This window comes from Marinobacter sp. MMG032 (genome assembly GCF_040112695.1).
GTDB classification, from domain to species: domain Bacteria; phylum Pseudomonadota; class Gammaproteobacteria; order Pseudomonadales; family Oleiphilaceae; genus Marinobacter; species Marinobacter salsuginis.
Map to the genome: position 1 here is coordinate 2,261,887 of NZ_CP157802.1, position 15,107 is coordinate 2,276,993.

Here is a 15,107-nt window from a genome sequence, read left to right on the forward strand (position 1 = left end):
TACTTAAAGGCTATTCCATCACAAAATGAGGAATGCGAATGAAAATCGTACGAGTGCAAGACATCATCGGTACCGAGCGCGAAGTACACGGCCCCGGCTGGACCAGTCGCCGCATGCTGCTCAAGAAAGACGGCATGGGCTTCTCCTTCCACGAGACCATTATCCCGGCAGGCGCCGAACTAAACCTCTGGTACAAACACCACCTGGAAGCGGTCTACTGCGTCGCCGGTAACGGCAAAATTCTGGACAAAGCCACTGGTGAAACTCACGAGATCACCGACGGCACCCTCTACGCACTCGACAAGCATGACCAGCACACCCTGTACGGTGGCACCGAGGACATGCGCCTGATCTGTGCCTTCAACCCGCCGGTAACCGGCCGTGAAGTCCACGACGAAGACGGCGCCTACCTGCCAGATACCGGCGAAGACTGATTCGTCTTGACCGTGGCTGAACCGCAGGCCGCGACCACACCGCCACCGCCAGCCAGGCTGCTGCCGGTGGCGGTGTTGCTTTGGCTGGCCGGAGTTTACCTGCGCATACCCGTACTGGTTGCACCGCCCCTGGCGCCGTTCATTGGTGATGAACTGGCATTAACCCAGGCCCTCACCGGCGCCCTGACCACCCTGCCCATACTGATGCTGGCCATTGGCTCCATGCCCGGCTCCCTGGCGATTGCCCGGATCGGCCCCCGCAATACCCTGGCTCTGGCCATGGTGATCATGGTGATCGGCTCCGCCGGGCGCGGCCTGATGCCCGACACCCTGACCCTGATGATTGCCAGTGCAGTCATGGGTATCGGCGTCTCCATGATGCAACCGTCACTGCCGGCACTGCTGCCCCGATGGCTGGAACCCCACCACCTCGCGTTAGGCTCGGCGATCTACATGAACGGCATGCTGATGGGGGAGTTCATCGGTGCCGGCATCACGCTGCCTGTGCTCATGCCCCTGCTGGATAACAGCTGGCGCGCCACCCTATTGGCCTGGTCACTCCCGGGGCTGCTGATTGCTGCGGCCCTGTTCCTACCCAAACGGGACCGGGCCAAACCGGTGCGAAAAGTGGCCTGGCTACCGGACTGGCATAACCCCTTGACCCTGAGAATCGGTCTTCTGCTCGGCCTCTCCGGCTCATTGTTTTTTGGCCTCAACGCGTACATGGGCAACCTTCTGCAGCATCAGGGCCAGTTCGACAAACTTCCGGACGCCCTGTTCTGGTACAACCTTGCCCAGGTCTTCGCTTCCCTGATCATGCTGAAAATGGCGCGCTACTGGGTCGGCCGTCGTGGCGTCATCGCCACACTGGCCAGCATCAGCCTGCTCGGCGCCATTGGCGCGGTCATGCTCAACGGCTGGTGGTCCATCGTCAGTGCCACCCTCATGAGCTTGGTCGCCGGCATGCTCCTGATCCTGCTAGTCGCGATACCTCCGCTGGTGGTCTCCGCCGCCGAAACTGGCCGCCTCTCCGCCGGCACCTTTCTGGTCGGTTACACCGTCGCTTTTTGCGTGCCCATGCTTGGCGGTGTCGTCGCCGACTGGACAGGCGATGCCCGCCACGCCCTGATGCTGATGATCACCTACGGCCTGCTGGTATTGCCCCTAGCCTTTACCCTGAATCTGGAACGAAAAAAGGACCAGCCCGAAAGCTGATCCTTCTCTGAATACCAATTTTCCCTTCGCGGACTCCCCGTATCCAGCCGGAACGGCCGTGGGGCGGGGGTGTCCTTTCCGCCGGGAAAAAATGTCTGAGCAAAGCGAGTTGTTTTTCCCAGAGGAAAGGACACCCCCGCCCCGCGGCCAGACTCCGAACTAATACATGGTCAGATGTAATAGTCCTTCAACGGAGGAAACCCATTAAACTCAATGGCGCTATACGTCGTGGTATAAGCACCGGTAGACAACCAATACATCCGATCCCCAATCGCCAGATTCAACGGCAACGGATACTTGTGGTGCTCGTACATGATATCGGCACTGTCACAGGTCGGCCCGGCAATCACACAGTCCTCGCCTTCGCCCACCTTCTCGGTCCAGATCGGAAACTTGATCGCCTCATCCAGCGTCTCGATCAGGCCTGAAAACTTGCCCACATCGGTAAACACCCAGCGGTGCAGGGCAGTGCGGGATTTCCGGGAAATCAGCACCACCTCACTCACCAGCACACCGGCATTGGAAATCAGTGAACGGCCCGGCTCGATGATGATCTCCGGCAGCTCCGCGCCAAAATCCTCGTGCAGGAAGCGGGCAATCTCCTCCGCGTACACCTTCAGCTCGTTGGTGCGGGTGATGTAATTGGCCGGAAAACCGCCACCCATGTTGATCATCTTCAGCTCGATGCCGTCCTCTTCCTTCAGGCGCTCGAAAATCACCTTCACCTTGTTCAGGGCCGCGTCCCAGGCGCCAATCTCGCGCTGCTGGGAACCGACGTGAAACGACACGCCGTAAGGCACCAGGCCCAGGTCACGGGCCAGGATCAGAAGGTCCATGGCCATGTCGGTCTGGCAGCCGAACTTGCGGGACAGCGGCCAGTCTGCCGTCAGGGTACCTTCGGTCAGGATACGCACATACACTTTCGAGCCCGGGGCCGCCTTGGCGATGTTGCGAAGGTCTGCCTCCGAGTCGGTGGCAAACATACGAACACCTTTCTCGTAGAAGGTGCGAATGTCCTTCGCCTTCTTGATGGTATTGCCGTAGCTGATCCGGTCACCGGTCACGCCCAGGGCCATCACCTTGTCCAGCTCATACACCGATGCGATATCGAAACAGGCACCTTTATCACGCAGCATGGTCAGTATCTGCGGCGCCGGATTGGCTTTCACCGCGTAGTAGACCTTGGCGTAGGGAAAACCCTCGATGAGCTCGTCGTACTGACGGTCAATCGTTGCGGTATCAATCACCACAAACGGGGTTTCCTTGCCGTCGGCAAAGTCCTTGATGCGCTTGAAAGTCTCAGCTTCGTAGTAATCGGCGATGTTAGCGTTAGCGGCTTCGGTCATGGGTGGTGTGTCCCTCCACAGGGCAAACAGACATAAAAAAAGGCGCCACAGCAAGGCTGTAGCACCCATAAGATGGCGCGATCATCGGGCTTTTTTTCAGGCCCGGATATGAGCACATCTACCCATAAGTAATGAACGACGTCAGCACCGCCAATGGCATGAATTCTGGTGGAAAATGCTTAAACAGCGATCGGCCAGAGGGGGGTTGGCTCGGTGGGCCCATCGGGATCTCTGGGCTCGGTCTGATTCCTCAGATAGCCCAGGATCGCTTCCTGAAGTTCCGTGCCCTGACCCAGCCCCTTGTTTCCGAACAGCCGGTTGAATTCCAGGACATACGGGTGACCGTCCACCAGGGCAATATCAAAGCCTGCATGATCGACACCCAGCTCCCGGGCCAGCCTCAACGCCAGATCGGTCATCACCCTCGGTACCGGGCTGTTGTCGATACGGCCACCCCGGGCCACGTTGTTGTAGAAACCCTGGTCCGCCTGGGTTCGCCAGTAGGCCGTCAGCACCCGGTCGCCGACCACCACAACTCGCGCATCCCGGTCCAGGGGCAGGTATTCCTGGGCGTAGAGCACATCGGTGCGCTCGCAGTAGCGACGCCAGTCATCGCGGGATTCAATCAGCCAGACGCCTTCGCCCATGCTGGCCTTGGGGAGCTTTGCAACGAAAGGATGCACCATGGCATCCCAGATCAGGTCCCTTTCCACCGGGCCGTTGGCCTCAATCATGGTCCAGGGGGTGTGTTCCGGGGCAACGGCCTGGAATGCACGGGTCATCTCAACCTTGTCGTGACCGATGCGGTAACTGGCAACACTCGGAAACACCTTGCATTTAAGACCATAGACCAGCGCGTTCAACTGCCAGTATTCAGGGAACAATACCCAGTCGGCCTCCCGCAACAGTTCCTTATGGCGCAGGAACTGCTCCGGTTTCAGAACGGTGGTGTTGGGAAAGCCCAGGGTCCGGAAAATATCGAAGGAAACAAGGTGCATGGATACTGCGCACTCGAGGTTGAATTGCGCGTATTTTATACAGGGATGCGGTTCAGGCAAGCGGTATTTTCACGGCCGGACATCAGGAAAAAGCCTTACTGGTGCTACCCTTGAATCATGCAAGGTGAAGGTACAGGCAGAATGCAGGGACTCGATTCCAGAGCACACTCTATCCTGGCTGGGCTGCGAGCGGACTTTCAGTCAGGCGCCACGCAGCTGGCACTGAATACCCTCGACCAACTCCTGTCCTACCTGGACGAGGTTGGGCCGGACGTAGAGGTCCTTTCCCGTCTGCTGGCAGAGCTGAGAGCTGCCAGGCCGACCATGTGCGTGATTGGCAATGCCCTGGCAATGATCGAGCAGCGACTGACCTGCGGGCCACAGGCGGCACGGACGGCCATCATCGACACACGGAATCAGTTACAGGATGCCACCGCCGTCATTGCCGGGCACGCCCGCCGCCATTTGCCAAAGAACCCCGTCATCATGACCCACAGTGCCAGCTCCATGGTCCTGGCGCTGTTCCGGAGCATGGCCGAGCACAATCAGCCCTTTTCCGTCATCTGCACCCAGAGTAGTCCGGGTTTCGAGGGGCATTCCCTGGCTCTCGCCCTCAATGAGCTTTCAATCCCCGTCACGCTGATTACCGATGCTCAGATGGGGCTGTTTGTACCGCAGGCCGATGTGGTGATCACCGGTTGCGATACCTGGCTGGCCGACGGCTGTTTTATCAATAAGAGTGGCACCCACCTGCTGGCGCTCGCAGCCCGGGCCGCCGAAAAGCCCTTCTGGGTTCTGGCGGACAGCTTCCGCAATAGCGACGTGGACTCCGGGTCGGTTGAACTTGAGGAAATGCCGGGCGAAGAGCTCAAGGCACCCGAGGGGGATTGGATAACCCCCCGGAACGTCTACTTTGAGCGGGTGCCGCAGTCGCTGGTCAGCCAGCGAATCAGCGAGCAGGGCGTTTTTTCGTGCCCTGCTGGGCCTCGGCGGTAAAGGGATCTTCCGGCCAGGGATGCTTGGGGTAGCGTCCACGCATGTCCTTGCGCACTTCGGGGTAGGCATTACGCCAGAAACTGGCCAGATCCGCGGTGACCGCCAGGGGGCGCTGCGCCGGTGACAGCAGATGGATCACCACCGGTTTCCGCCCGCCTGCCACGGTCGGAGTCTCCGTCCAGCCGAACAGGGCCTGCAGCTTGGCCGCCAGAACCGGACCGTTGTGGGCGGTATAGTCCAGGCGCACCCGCTGGCCCGTTGGTATGGTCAGATGCGTCGGCGCCAGGGCCTGAAGCTGCTGCTGGTCCGGGTAGTCAAGCAGACTGTTCAGGGCCTGCAGCAGGTCGATCCTGGCCAGATCAGACCACCGGTTCATACCGGCCAGAAACGGCCCAAGCCAGTGCTCCAGATTCTCGAGCAAGGCCGCATCGCTTGTGTCCGGCCAGCCATCATCGGGGAAAGCCCCGGCGAGCAACCGCACACGGGCCCGCCACTGACGGCTATCGTCAGTCCAGGGCAGGCTTGCCAGGCCCTTTCTCCGTGTGGCATTGATCAGGCCCTGCTGAACCAGTTCCGGGTCCACCTGCGCAATCGGTTTTTCCTGCAGCACCAGTTCGCCCAGCTTACGGACCTCTCTGGCGATAATCTTACCCTGGCCCTCATCCCACAGTGCCTCCTCGGACTCGTGGATATGGTCAGCCAGGTCCGACTCCAGGTCCGGGATATCCACCGGCGCCGCCAGGTAAATGGTGGCTTCCCGGGCCCTGCCATCCAGCTCCGCAGCCACCAGCCACTCGTGCCGCGCCAGGGGATCATCCTCTCTCAGTGCGGCGCCTTTGCCATTGCTGAGTTGATACCTGGGCGCCTTGCCCGGGCGTCGTCGCGCGATACGATCCGGATAGGCCAGGGCCAGCAACCGCCCTACCTCCGTCTCGGACGGCATGGGCGCATCCGTCGCAGCAGGCCCTGCAAGACGCCTGGCGGACTGGCGCAAAGCCTTCAGGCGAGCAGCATCCAGCGTGCGATCACGTCGCTCCCCATAGAAAACACGAATCCGCTCGTGCATGTCTGCCCCGGCACCAGAGCCCAGAAGATCCCGCTCTTCCAGCAGGGCAGCCAGTGCAGCAGCAGGCCCTTCAAGGCCGATAGCGCGGCCTTTCAACACCATATGTGCCAGGCGCGGGTGTATTCCCAGGTCACGGGCCGCCTTGCCGTGATCCTTTATCGCTCCGGCTGTATCGAGCATGTCCAGCCACTGCAACAGGGCCACCGCCTGTTGCCAGTGAGCGGCGGGTGGCTCATCAATCCAGGAAACAGCGGCGGCCTCACGGGCACCCCACTGGGCCAGTTCCAGAACCAGGGGTGCCAGATCGGCCTCCAGGATTTCCGGGGGCGTGTAGTCGGCCAGACCGAACTGTTCCGATTCGCTCCAAAGGCGATAACAGACCCCCGATTCAACCCGGCCGGCCCGGCCCTTGCGCTGCTCCGCCGACGCTTTCGACACCCGACCGGTCACCAATCGTGTCATGCCGCTGTTGGGATCAAACACCGCCCGGCGCTGCTGGCCGCTGTCGATCACAACCCGGACGCCTTCAATCGTCAGACTGGTTTCGGCGATCGCCGTGGCCAGCACCACCTTGCGTTGACCCTCGGGCGCAGGAGAGATGGCCTGATCCTGCTGCTCCGATTTCAGGTTCCCATAGAGCGGTGCAACCATCACAGGGTCCGGCAGGTTTCCACGCAACTGCTGCTCGACCCGGCGAATCTCCCCGGCACCGGGCAGGAACACCAGCAGGGAGCCGGTTTGATCCCTCAAGGCCTCGTGGACCACCGAGGTGACCTGATCCACCACGCCGCTATTACGGGGCATCGGGCGGTAATGGACCTCCACCGGAAAAGCGCGCCCCTCGCTGGTAATAACGGGCACGTCGCCCAGCACCCTGGCGATGGGTGCAGTATCCAGGGTCGCGGACATCACCAGCAGCCGCAGATCTTCCCGCAACGCCTGCTGCGATTCCCGCACCAGGGCGAGGCCCAGATCCGCCTGTAGTGAACGCTCGTGGAACTCGTCAAAAATAACCGCGGCGTAGTCCTCCAGCATCGGGTCGGCCTGGATCAGCCGGGTCAGGATGCCCTCGGTCACCACTTCAATGCGGGTCTCGGGAGACACCTGTGTATCCAACCGTGTGCGATAGCCAACCGTCTGGCCTGGCTTTTCACTGAGTTGCCTGGCCATGAATCGGGCCGCAGACCGGGCCGCCAGGCGACGGGGCTCTAGCATGAGGATCCTGCCATCGCCACGCCAGGGCGCATCGAGGAGCGCGAGGGGAACACGGGTGGTTTTGCCGGCGCCCGGTGGGGCCTGCAGGAGCACGGTACTGGTCTGCTCCAGAGCTGCTTGTAACTCTGGGAGAATGGCATCAATCGGTAGCATCGGTTGCGGGTTCTATGGCGTCAGGAGCTTACCCGGTCGCGATTGGCCTTCGCCCACTGGTAGATCCGCTCGAAGGCCTCGGCCAGGTTGTGCGGATTATGGGGTGGCTGGATCACCGCAGCCAGTTCGCCATCGGGATTCAGCAGGGCGAAATGGCCGCTGTGATCCACCAGCAACTCGCCATCCACCTCCCGGTGCACGAACACTGCGCTCAGGCTTTTGGCCAGTTCCCGCAGGGTGTCGAGATCGCCGGTCAGGCCGTGGAAGTTCTCACCGAAGAAGCCGGTGTAGGCTTTGAGTTTCTCCGGGGTGTCGTGCTCGGGATCCGCACTCACCAGCAGATAGTCCGGCTGGGGCAGTTCCTTCGAAAGCAGCTTGTCGGTCTGGCGCAGATTGGCCATGGCCGCGGGGCAGATATCCGGGCAATTGGTGTAGCCCACGAAGGCAAAGGTCCAGCGACCCCGGAGGCTCTCTCGGGTGACCGTTTCACCGTTCTCATCCGTCAGCGTGAACTCCGCCAATTGCCGAGGTTGATCATAGACATAGGTATTGAACTCCGTCAGCTCCGGCGCCGGAATCGGTTCCTCGTTGCCCACCAGGAACACCTGTCGTCCGACAACCAGTCCAAAGATCAGAACGACGATTAACAGCAGGAAAAACAGAGTGAGGCGAATAGAGCTGGAAGTTTTCATGGACCGTCCAATTCGAAGGTCAGATAAGCGGGCTGAGATGGCAGAGCCGAGCGTACACGGATGTATTCACAGCGTGTTTTGGAAAGCCATTCCAGCCTGCGTTAACTCTCTGACTCAGAAGAATACAAAATGATCCACAAGCAATACCACAAACAGGGCCATGAGGTAAGTGATGGAATACTTGAAGGTATTCAGGGCAACGCGGCGGTCATCCCCCTTCAACAGCCGAACCGCGTACTGCAGGAAGCGCAGGCCAAGGGCCAGGGCGCCAACCAGGTAAATACCGCCGGACATGCCTGTGACAAAAGGTAGCAGGCTGACCGCCAGCAGCATCAGGGTGTAGAGCAGGATGTGCAGCTCGGTGAACTTGTTGCCGTGGGTGACCGGCAGCATGGGAATGCCCGCCTTCGCGTACTCTTCTTTGCGGTGGATGGCCAGTGCCCAGAAATGCGGAGGCGTCCACGCAAAGATGATCAGCACCAGCAACAGGGCATGGCCCTCAACCTGGCCGGTCACCGCGGTCCAGCCCAGGAGCGGGGGCATGGCGCCGGCAAGACCGCCAATGGTGATGTTCTGGGGCGTGGCGCGCTTGAGGAACAGGGTATAGACACCGGCATAACCTACCAGGGAGGCTAGGGTCAGCCAGGCGGTGAGGTGATTCACCTGCCACATCAGTACCGCCATACCGACACATGCCAGGATGGCCGCAAACAAAAAGGCGTCCAGGGGCGCAATCTTACCGGTCGCCACCGGCCGCTTGCGGGTGCGGGCCATGACCGTATCGATTTTCTGGTCCACCACATGGTTCACCACCGCGGCAGCGCCAGCGAGCAGGGCAATACCCAGGTTACCCCATATCAACACGCCCCAACCGGGCACTCCCGGCGCCGCCAGCAACATGCCGATCACCGAGGTAAGGATCATCAGCGCGACCACCCTGGGCTTGGTCAGCTCCAGGTAGTCACGCCAGGAAATGGATGTGCTGGAATCGCTCGCAATGGCCTGGGCCGGCAGTGCTTCCACTTGCTCGCTCATGCCGTAACCTCCTGGTTCATTGTTGTTGTGTTTGGTGCTGTGGCGGTGTGCGTTTTCGGTAACAATTGATGCTGCCAGATAAGGTGAATCACTGACAAAAGAAGTCCCGCGCCCATGGCGTTATGGGCCACGGCGATGGATAGGGGAATATGGAAGATGACATTGGCCAGCCCCAACAGGATCTGGGCACTCAGTACAACGGCCACCAGCTTGATGGCGTTGTCGAGTCCCGAGTCTCCGCGTCGACGCCACATCAGCGCCAGCAATGCCGTGAAATACACCAGCACCACCATGGCGCCGAACCTGTGGGTGACATGGATGGCGACTCGCCCGTCCGCCGTGAGCTGGCCTCCAAGATAATTGGGGCCGACATGCTGGGTGACGTCAAAGCCGTGCCGGAAATCCATACCCTCGGGCCACCACTGGCCCTGACAGGTGGGTAGGTCGGTACAGGCAACGGCGGCGTAATTGGCCGCTGTCCAGGCTCCCAGGGCAATCTGCATCACCACCAGGAGGAGCCCACCGTACAGCCAGGGACGGAAACCCGCCAGTGCAGTCTTTGGCGGTGGCTCCTGATCCCGCTTCTGGCGGGCTTGCCGTCGCAACCGGAAGGTGAGCAGGGTCAATAAACTCAAAGTGGTAAAACCACCGAGAAGGTGCAATGCCACCACCTGGGGCCACAATTTCAGGGTCACCGTCCACATGCCAAAGGCACCCTGAAGGATGATAAATCCGGCAATAAACAGCGGCAGCTTCACCGGTACACCTTCACGACGGTGGCGAACGCCATAGGCTGCCAACCCGAAGACCACCAGACCGAGAGTCCCGGCGGCATAGCGATGGATCATTTCCGGCCAGCCTTTTTCCACGTCCACCGGCGTATCCGGGAAGCGGGCGTTCGCTATAGCAATGCTGGATTCGCTCTGGGGCACCGTCAGAAAGCCATAACATCCTGGCCAGTCGGGACACCCGAGACCGGCATGAACCAGACGTGTCCAGGCGCCCAGCATGATGACGACAATCGCCAGAAGAACAGCGAACGTGGCCCATTTGGCCATCTTCCGGGCCGCTTGGGAGGATGAGTGAAAAGACTGATTCAAGGCTGGCTCCCGACTGTGACCATTAACCGATCTGCGACAGTTTGAGCAGATGCTTGAGATCCTCCAGCATATCCTTGCCGGTATGTTCGGAACCGTAATGCATCATCACATTACCGAAAGGATCGACCAGCAGGATGCGGGGCTCGGCTTCCGGATTGATACCGGATGGCCAGTTGGGCCGGGCACCCGGCGCAGGCACAAGACGTTCCATGGAGCTGTATTCAGAAGACCACCGCGACTGAAGATCAGAGGGCACACTTCCCAGTGCCGCCGCCCTGGAGACGCGATTGGCGTTCTTGCCAAGGGCAATATTCACCTGTCTGGCCAGATAGAGCAGTTCCTCGCACTGGCTGCCACACTGTCCGGCGGCCACGATCATCAGCCAGTCCGGATCAGCTTTATCCGGACCGAAACGCTCCGCCAGCGGAGTGCCGGACACGGTTTCAAGGTTGAGCGTCGATACCGGCGCCACGGGCTGAAGCAGAACGCCGTTGTTGGTATGGCCGGCAGGGTTCAACCAGCCGGTGTAGAACATGATGGTTGCGACAATCATGGGCCCAAAACCCAGCGCAAACAGCAGGAAGGCTGTGCGGCGGCCGCGACGGGCCTGCTCCGGGGTTGGCCCTTCGTTCTGCTCCTGGTTGGATATCCGGTTAGCCATTGTCATTGTCATTATTGGCTCCTGTCTTTCGATAACTCGCGCTTTCTATAGCTCGCCACTACCGTCAATATAGTCAGCGCCACCGCCAGCGCAAACCATTGCGTGGCATATCCGTAATGGGTTTGCGGCCCCATCAGATCCGGTTCCCAATCCGCCCGGTAAGCGCCCGGCTGGCTCCCGCCTGAAAGTCGCACGATCTTGCCGGGAATTTCCGGGATCTCCTGCCGCGCGGCCTGCTCGGACAGGCTTTGCACCCGTCGGGGCCAGGGCCCGTCTGCCGCCGGCTGATCCATCAGCACCGGAGGCACCGGATAATCGCTGATTCTTCCCTTCAGGGTAAAAATCCCCTCAGGCGCATCAACATCCGGTAGCTGGTCCCTTGTCCTCGGTGCCTGCACCCAGCCACGATTGACCACAACCGGCGGACCTTCGAGGGGACGAAACTCGCTAAGTACTTCATAACCGGGAATGCCATCCCGCGTCCGGTTATCCAGGAGCCAGGTACGGCCTCCATACAGGCCGGTCAGTGTCACCGGCCGACCACTGGCCAGAACCCGATCCACCAGATCCTGCCACGCCAGACTTTCCGCCTCCTGCTGCCATTGGTCCAGCAGAACCTGTTTTTCAGAGGCCCGATTGAGCTGCCAAACGCCGAGGCTGAGGAGTATCGGCAGGAAGACTCCACTGAACAGCAGCAATCGCCAGTCAAACTGCCATCGACGGTGTTGGCCCTGCGAATCAGACATGCTCTGCTATAGTGACCTCAGCGAGTCCGGAACCTGTTCCGCCCCGTACATTCACCAGACCAATAAAAACAGGAATTACCATGCTCAAGGGCTTTATTGTTTTCCTGATGCTTGCCGTCGTCGTCAGTTTGTTCAGTGGCCTGTTCTTTCTCATCAAGGATGGGGGCAAAACCCATCGGGTGGTGAATTCCCTTGCAGTCCGGGTCGCGCTTAGCATATTGCTCCTGGCGGTGATCCTGATCGCGCTTTGGCAGGGCGCCCTGACCTTAAATCCGACGCCCTGACCCCAAAACTCAAATGATGTAGACGAAGACAAACAAGCCCAGCCAAACAACATCCACGAAGTGCCAGTACCAGGCTGCCGCCTCGAAACCAAAATGCTTCTCGGCGGTAAAGTGCCCCTTGTTGATGCGAACCAGCATAATGATCAGCATCAGTGAACCCAGCATCACATGAGCACCGTGGAAGCCCGTCAACATGAAGAAGGTACTGCCATAAATGCCGGATTGCAGGGTCAGGTCGAGATCACGATAGGCGTGCATGTACTCGTAACCCTGCACGAACAGGAAGACCAGGGCCAGGGCGATCGTTATCGCCAGCCAGAGCTTGGTTTTCGCCCGATGCCCCACCTTCAGGGCATGGTGAGCCACCGTAATCGTAAATGACGAGGTGACCAGCAGAATGGTGTTCATCAGCGGCAGACCCCAGGCACTGATGACTTCCCGGGGGCCGGGGTAGGCTTCCGGGTTGGGGTTGTTGATCAACGGCCAGTTGGCCGAAAACCCTTCCCACAACATGTTGGTAGTGCCCTTGTCGCCCTCGCCGCCAAGCCAGGGCACAACGAACACACGAACGTAGAAGAGGGCGCCGAAAAACGCCGCGAAGAACATCACCTCAGAAAAGATAAACCAGCTCATTCCCCAGCGAAATGACCGGTCCATCTGTTCGCTGTAGAGTCCTGCACGACTCTCTTTAATAACGTTTCCGAACCAGCCAAACAACATATAGGCCATGATCAGGGCGCCAATCAGGAACATGATCCAGGCGCCAGTCGTGCTCTCCCCCTGCTTGCCGTTGACCATGATGGCGGCCACCCCGTAGAGGGTCACACCAAGGCCAACGGTCGCGATGATGGGCCACTTGCTTTGTTCCGGAACGTAATAGGTCTGGTTTTCCGCCATGACAGTCTCCGATGGCTTATCCGTTATCGTTTGTTGTTGTGTCTTTCCGGGAGGTCTGCGTTACCGCCGGCTGCTTGCCCTGATCGTAAAGCGTGTAGGACAGCGTCAGCTTCGTGATGTGTTTGGGCAGGTCCTTGTCGACGATGAAAATGAGCGGCATTTCGGTGCTCTCACCGGCTTCGAGCGGTTGCTGGTTGAAACAGAAGCACTCGGTCTTGTGGAAGTACAACGTGCCCTCCGACGGGGCCAGGCTCGGGACCGCCTGCCCGACCATAGCCTCGGTCGTCGGGTTTTCAGCGTAGAAATTCACGGTCGTCGGCTCCCCGGGATGCACCTCAACGGAACGAACAACCGGGCGAAACTTCCAGGTCATACCAGGGCCATTGGAAGCGAGAAACTGGACTTTCACCGTCCGGCTCATGTCCGCTTCGGCCACCTCGGTGGACTCGTACCGGCCACCGGTCTTGCCGTTGATACCGGTAATCTCGCAGAACACGTCGTAGAGGGGCACCATGGCAAAGCCGAAGGCAAACATGCCAACCACCCCGGCCAGGCACCAGCCGACAACACGACTGGTGCTACGGGATTGGCCTGCTTTATTTGCCTGCTGGTTCGACATGGTGCCGGCCTCCGGTTACTTCACTTCCGGTGGTGTCGAGAAGGTGTGGTAAGGCGCCGGCGAAGGCACGGTCCACTCCAAACCTTCAGCACCATCCCAGGGCTTGGCCGCAGCCTCCTTACCACCCTTGATGCACTTGACCACAATCAGCAGGAACAACAGCTGCGTGGCGCCAAACATGAACGCGCCAACACTGGAAACCATATTGAAGTCCGCGAACTGAAGGGCATAGTCCGGAATCCTTCGCGGCATGCCGGCGAGGCCGAGGAAGTGCATCGGGAAGAACGCCAGGTTCATACCGATAAACGAGAGCCAGAAATGGGTCTTGGCCAGGGTTTCGTCGTACATGTGGCCGGTCCATTTGGGCAGCCAGAAGTAGGCGGAAGCGAAGATCCCGAAGATGGCGCCCGGCACCAGCACATAGTGGAAGTGGGCAACCACGAAGTAGGTGTCGTGGTACTGGAAGTCAGCCGGCGCAATGGCCAGCATCAGGCCAGAGAAGCCACCGATGGTGAACAGAATCACGAAGGCCACCGCAAACAGCATCGGCGCTTCGAAGGTGAGGGAGCCCCGGAACATGGTGGCCACCCAGTTGAACACCTTCACCCCGGTGGGTACCGCAATCAGCATGGTGGCGTACATGAAGAACAGCTGGCCAACGATGGGGATACCCACGGTGAACATGTGGTGCGCCCAGACCACGAAGGAGAGCAGGGCGATAGCACCCACCGCATACACCATGGAGGCGTAGCCGAACAGGGGTTTGCGCGAGAACGCCGGAATGATGTGGGACACTGCCCCGAACGCCGGCAGGATCATGATGTACACCTCGGGATGCCCGAAGAACCAGAACACATGCTGGAACAGCACAGGATCACCACCGCCAGAGGCGTCGAAGAAGCTGGTGCCGAAGTTGATGTCCATCAGCATCATGGTGACTACACCGGCCAGTACCGGCATCACCGCAATCAGCAGGAACGCGGTGATCAGCCAGGTCCACACGAACAGGGGCATTTTCATCAGGGTCATGCCCGGCGCCCGCAGGTTCAGGATGGTGGCGATCACATTGATGGCGCCCATGATCGAGGAGATACCCATGATATGGACCGCGAAGATGAAGAAGGTGGTGCTGGGCGGCCCGTAGGTCGTCGACAGGGGCGCGTAGAAGGTCCAGCCGAAGTTGGGTGCGCCACCTTCCATGAACAGGGTGGAGACCAGGATCAGGAAGGCACAGGGGAGCAGCCAGAAGCTCCAGTTGTTCATCCGTGGCAGCGCCATGTCGGGTGCCCCAATCATCAGAGGCAACATCCAGTTGGCCAGGCCGACAAAGGCCGGCATGACCGCACCGAAGACCATGATCAGACCGTGCATGGTAGTCATCTGGTTAAAGAACTCGGGCTGCACAATCTGCAGACCGGGCTGGAACAGCTCTGCCCGAATGACCATGGCCATGGTTCCGCCAAGCAGGAACATGGCGAAACTGAATATCAGGTACATCGTCCCGATATCCTTGTGGTTCGTGGTCAACAGCCAGCGGCTGATGCCTTTGGCCGGGCCGTGATGATGATCCTGGGCGTGGGTATCTGCAACCGCACTCATGAAAACCCCCGTTACCGCCATTTATTGTGGCTGGTGATATCTGTTATCTGG

The 15,107-nt window shown here is 59.9% G+C and carries 15 protein-coding genes; 4 read left to right on the forward strand and 11 right to left on the reverse strand.

Annotated features, from left to right (window positions below; translation table 11 throughout):
- Window positions 1–38: 38 nt before the first annotated feature.
- Both ABNF92_RS10460 and ABNF92_RS10465 read left to right on the forward strand, forming a co-directional pair.
- Window positions 39–434, forward strand: coding sequence for an ectoine synthase (locus tag ABNF92_RS10460; protein WP_069182478.1), 396 nt, complete (start codon window positions 39–41; stop codon window positions 432–434).
- Between the two features lie 12 nt (window positions 435–446).
- Window positions 447–1,649, forward strand: coding sequence for an MFS transporter (locus tag ABNF92_RS10465; RefSeq protein WP_136630970.1), 1,203 nt, complete (start codon window positions 447–449; stop codon window positions 1,647–1,649).
- 170 nt (window positions 1,650–1,819) lie between these two features.
- On the opposite strand, the gene ABNF92_RS10470 is transcribed toward ABNF92_RS10465, so the two are convergent.
- On the reverse strand, window positions 1,820–2,995 hold the full coding sequence (locus tag ABNF92_RS10470) for a type III PLP-dependent enzyme (RefSeq protein WP_209399348.1): 1,176 nt from the start codon (window positions 2,993–2,995) through the stop codon (window positions 1,820–1,822).
- Window positions 2,996–3,174: 179 nt separating this feature from the next.
- Window positions 3,175–3,993: a hypothetical protein gene (locus ABNF92_RS10475; protein WP_349342094.1), complete on the reverse strand. Its 819-nt coding sequence runs from the start codon at window positions 3,991–3,993 to the stop codon at window positions 3,175–3,177.
- Between the two features lie 141 nt (window positions 3,994–4,134).
- Here ABNF92_RS10475 and ABNF92_RS10480 point away from each other — a divergent pair, with 141 nt between their 5' ends.
- On the forward strand, window positions 4,135–4,989 hold the full coding sequence (locus ABNF92_RS10480; protein WP_349342095.1) for an initiation factor 2B: 855 nt from the start codon (window positions 4,135–4,137) through the stop codon (window positions 4,987–4,989).
- Here ABNF92_RS10480 and hrpB read toward each other — a convergent pair.
- The 6 genes from hrpB to ABNF92_RS10510 all read right to left on the reverse strand — a co-directional run bounded on the left by hrpB (window position 4,943) and on the right by ABNF92_RS10510 (window position 11,657).
- On the reverse strand, window positions 4,943–7,423 hold the full coding sequence (hrpB, locus tag ABNF92_RS10485) for an ATP-dependent helicase HrpB (RefSeq protein ID WP_349342096.1): 2,481 nt from the start codon (window positions 7,421–7,423) through the stop codon (window positions 4,943–4,945). The two genes, ABNF92_RS10480 and hrpB, sit on opposite strands and share 47 nt — an antisense overlap.
- A 20-nt stretch (window positions 7,424–7,443) precedes the next feature.
- Window positions 7,444–8,115, reverse strand: a complete 672-nt coding sequence (locus tag ABNF92_RS10490; protein WP_349342097.1) for an SCO family protein — start codon at window positions 8,113–8,115, stop codon at window positions 7,444–7,446.
- A 114-nt stretch (window positions 8,116–8,229) separates the two neighbouring features.
- The gene (cyoE, locus tag ABNF92_RS10495; protein WP_349342098.1) at window positions 8,230–9,150 is read right to left on the reverse strand and encodes a heme o synthase; all 921 of its coding nucleotides are present in this window, start codon (window positions 9,148–9,150) and stop codon (window positions 8,230–8,232) included.
- Complete coding sequence (locus tag ABNF92_RS10500; RefSeq protein WP_349344078.1) at window positions 9,147–10,208, reverse strand: COX15/CtaA family protein; 1,062 nt, start codon at window positions 10,206–10,208, stop codon at window positions 9,147–9,149. Before ABNF92_RS10500 ends, cyoE begins: the two co-directional genes overlap by 4 nt.
- Before the next feature lie 64 nt (window positions 10,209–10,272).
- On the reverse strand, window positions 10,273–10,911 hold the full coding sequence (locus ABNF92_RS10505; RefSeq protein WP_349344079.1) for a hypothetical protein: 639 nt from the start codon (window positions 10,909–10,911) through the stop codon (window positions 10,273–10,275).
- 11 nt (window positions 10,912–10,922) lie between these two features.
- A complete protein-coding gene (locus ABNF92_RS10510; RefSeq protein WP_349342099.1) occupies window positions 10,923–11,657 on the reverse strand; it encodes an SURF1 family protein in 735 nt (244 codons plus the stop codon).
- Window positions 11,658–11,737: 80 nt separating this feature from the next.
- On the opposite strand from ABNF92_RS10510, the gene ABNF92_RS10515 reads away from it, so the two are divergent.
- Window positions 11,738–11,941, forward strand: a complete 204-nt coding sequence (locus ABNF92_RS10515) for a twin transmembrane helix small protein (RefSeq protein ID WP_349342100.1) — start codon at window positions 11,738–11,740, stop codon at window positions 11,939–11,941.
- Window positions 11,942–11,950: 9 nt separating this feature from the next.
- On the opposite strand, the gene ABNF92_RS10520 is transcribed toward ABNF92_RS10515, so the two are convergent.
- From ABNF92_RS10520 to ctaD, 3 genes are read right to left on the reverse strand one after another with little or no spacing between them, the layout of a single operon-like run.
- Window positions 11,951–12,838 carry a cytochrome c oxidase subunit 3 gene (locus tag ABNF92_RS10520; protein ID WP_349342101.1) on the reverse strand — a complete coding sequence of 296 codons (888 nt, stop codon included), beginning with the start codon at window positions 12,836–12,838 and terminating at the stop codon, window positions 11,951–11,953.
- A 16-nt stretch (window positions 12,839–12,854) separates the two neighbouring features.
- Window positions 12,855–13,457: a cytochrome c oxidase assembly protein gene (locus tag ABNF92_RS10525; protein WP_349342102.1), complete on the reverse strand. Its 603-nt coding sequence runs from the start codon at window positions 13,455–13,457 to the stop codon at window positions 12,855–12,857.
- 15 nt (window positions 13,458–13,472) lie between these two features.
- Window positions 13,473–15,056: a cytochrome c oxidase subunit I gene (ctaD, locus tag ABNF92_RS10530; protein WP_069182467.1), complete on the reverse strand. Its 1,584-nt coding sequence runs from the start codon at window positions 15,054–15,056 to the stop codon at window positions 13,473–13,475.
- Window positions 15,057–15,107: the final 51 nt, after the last annotated feature.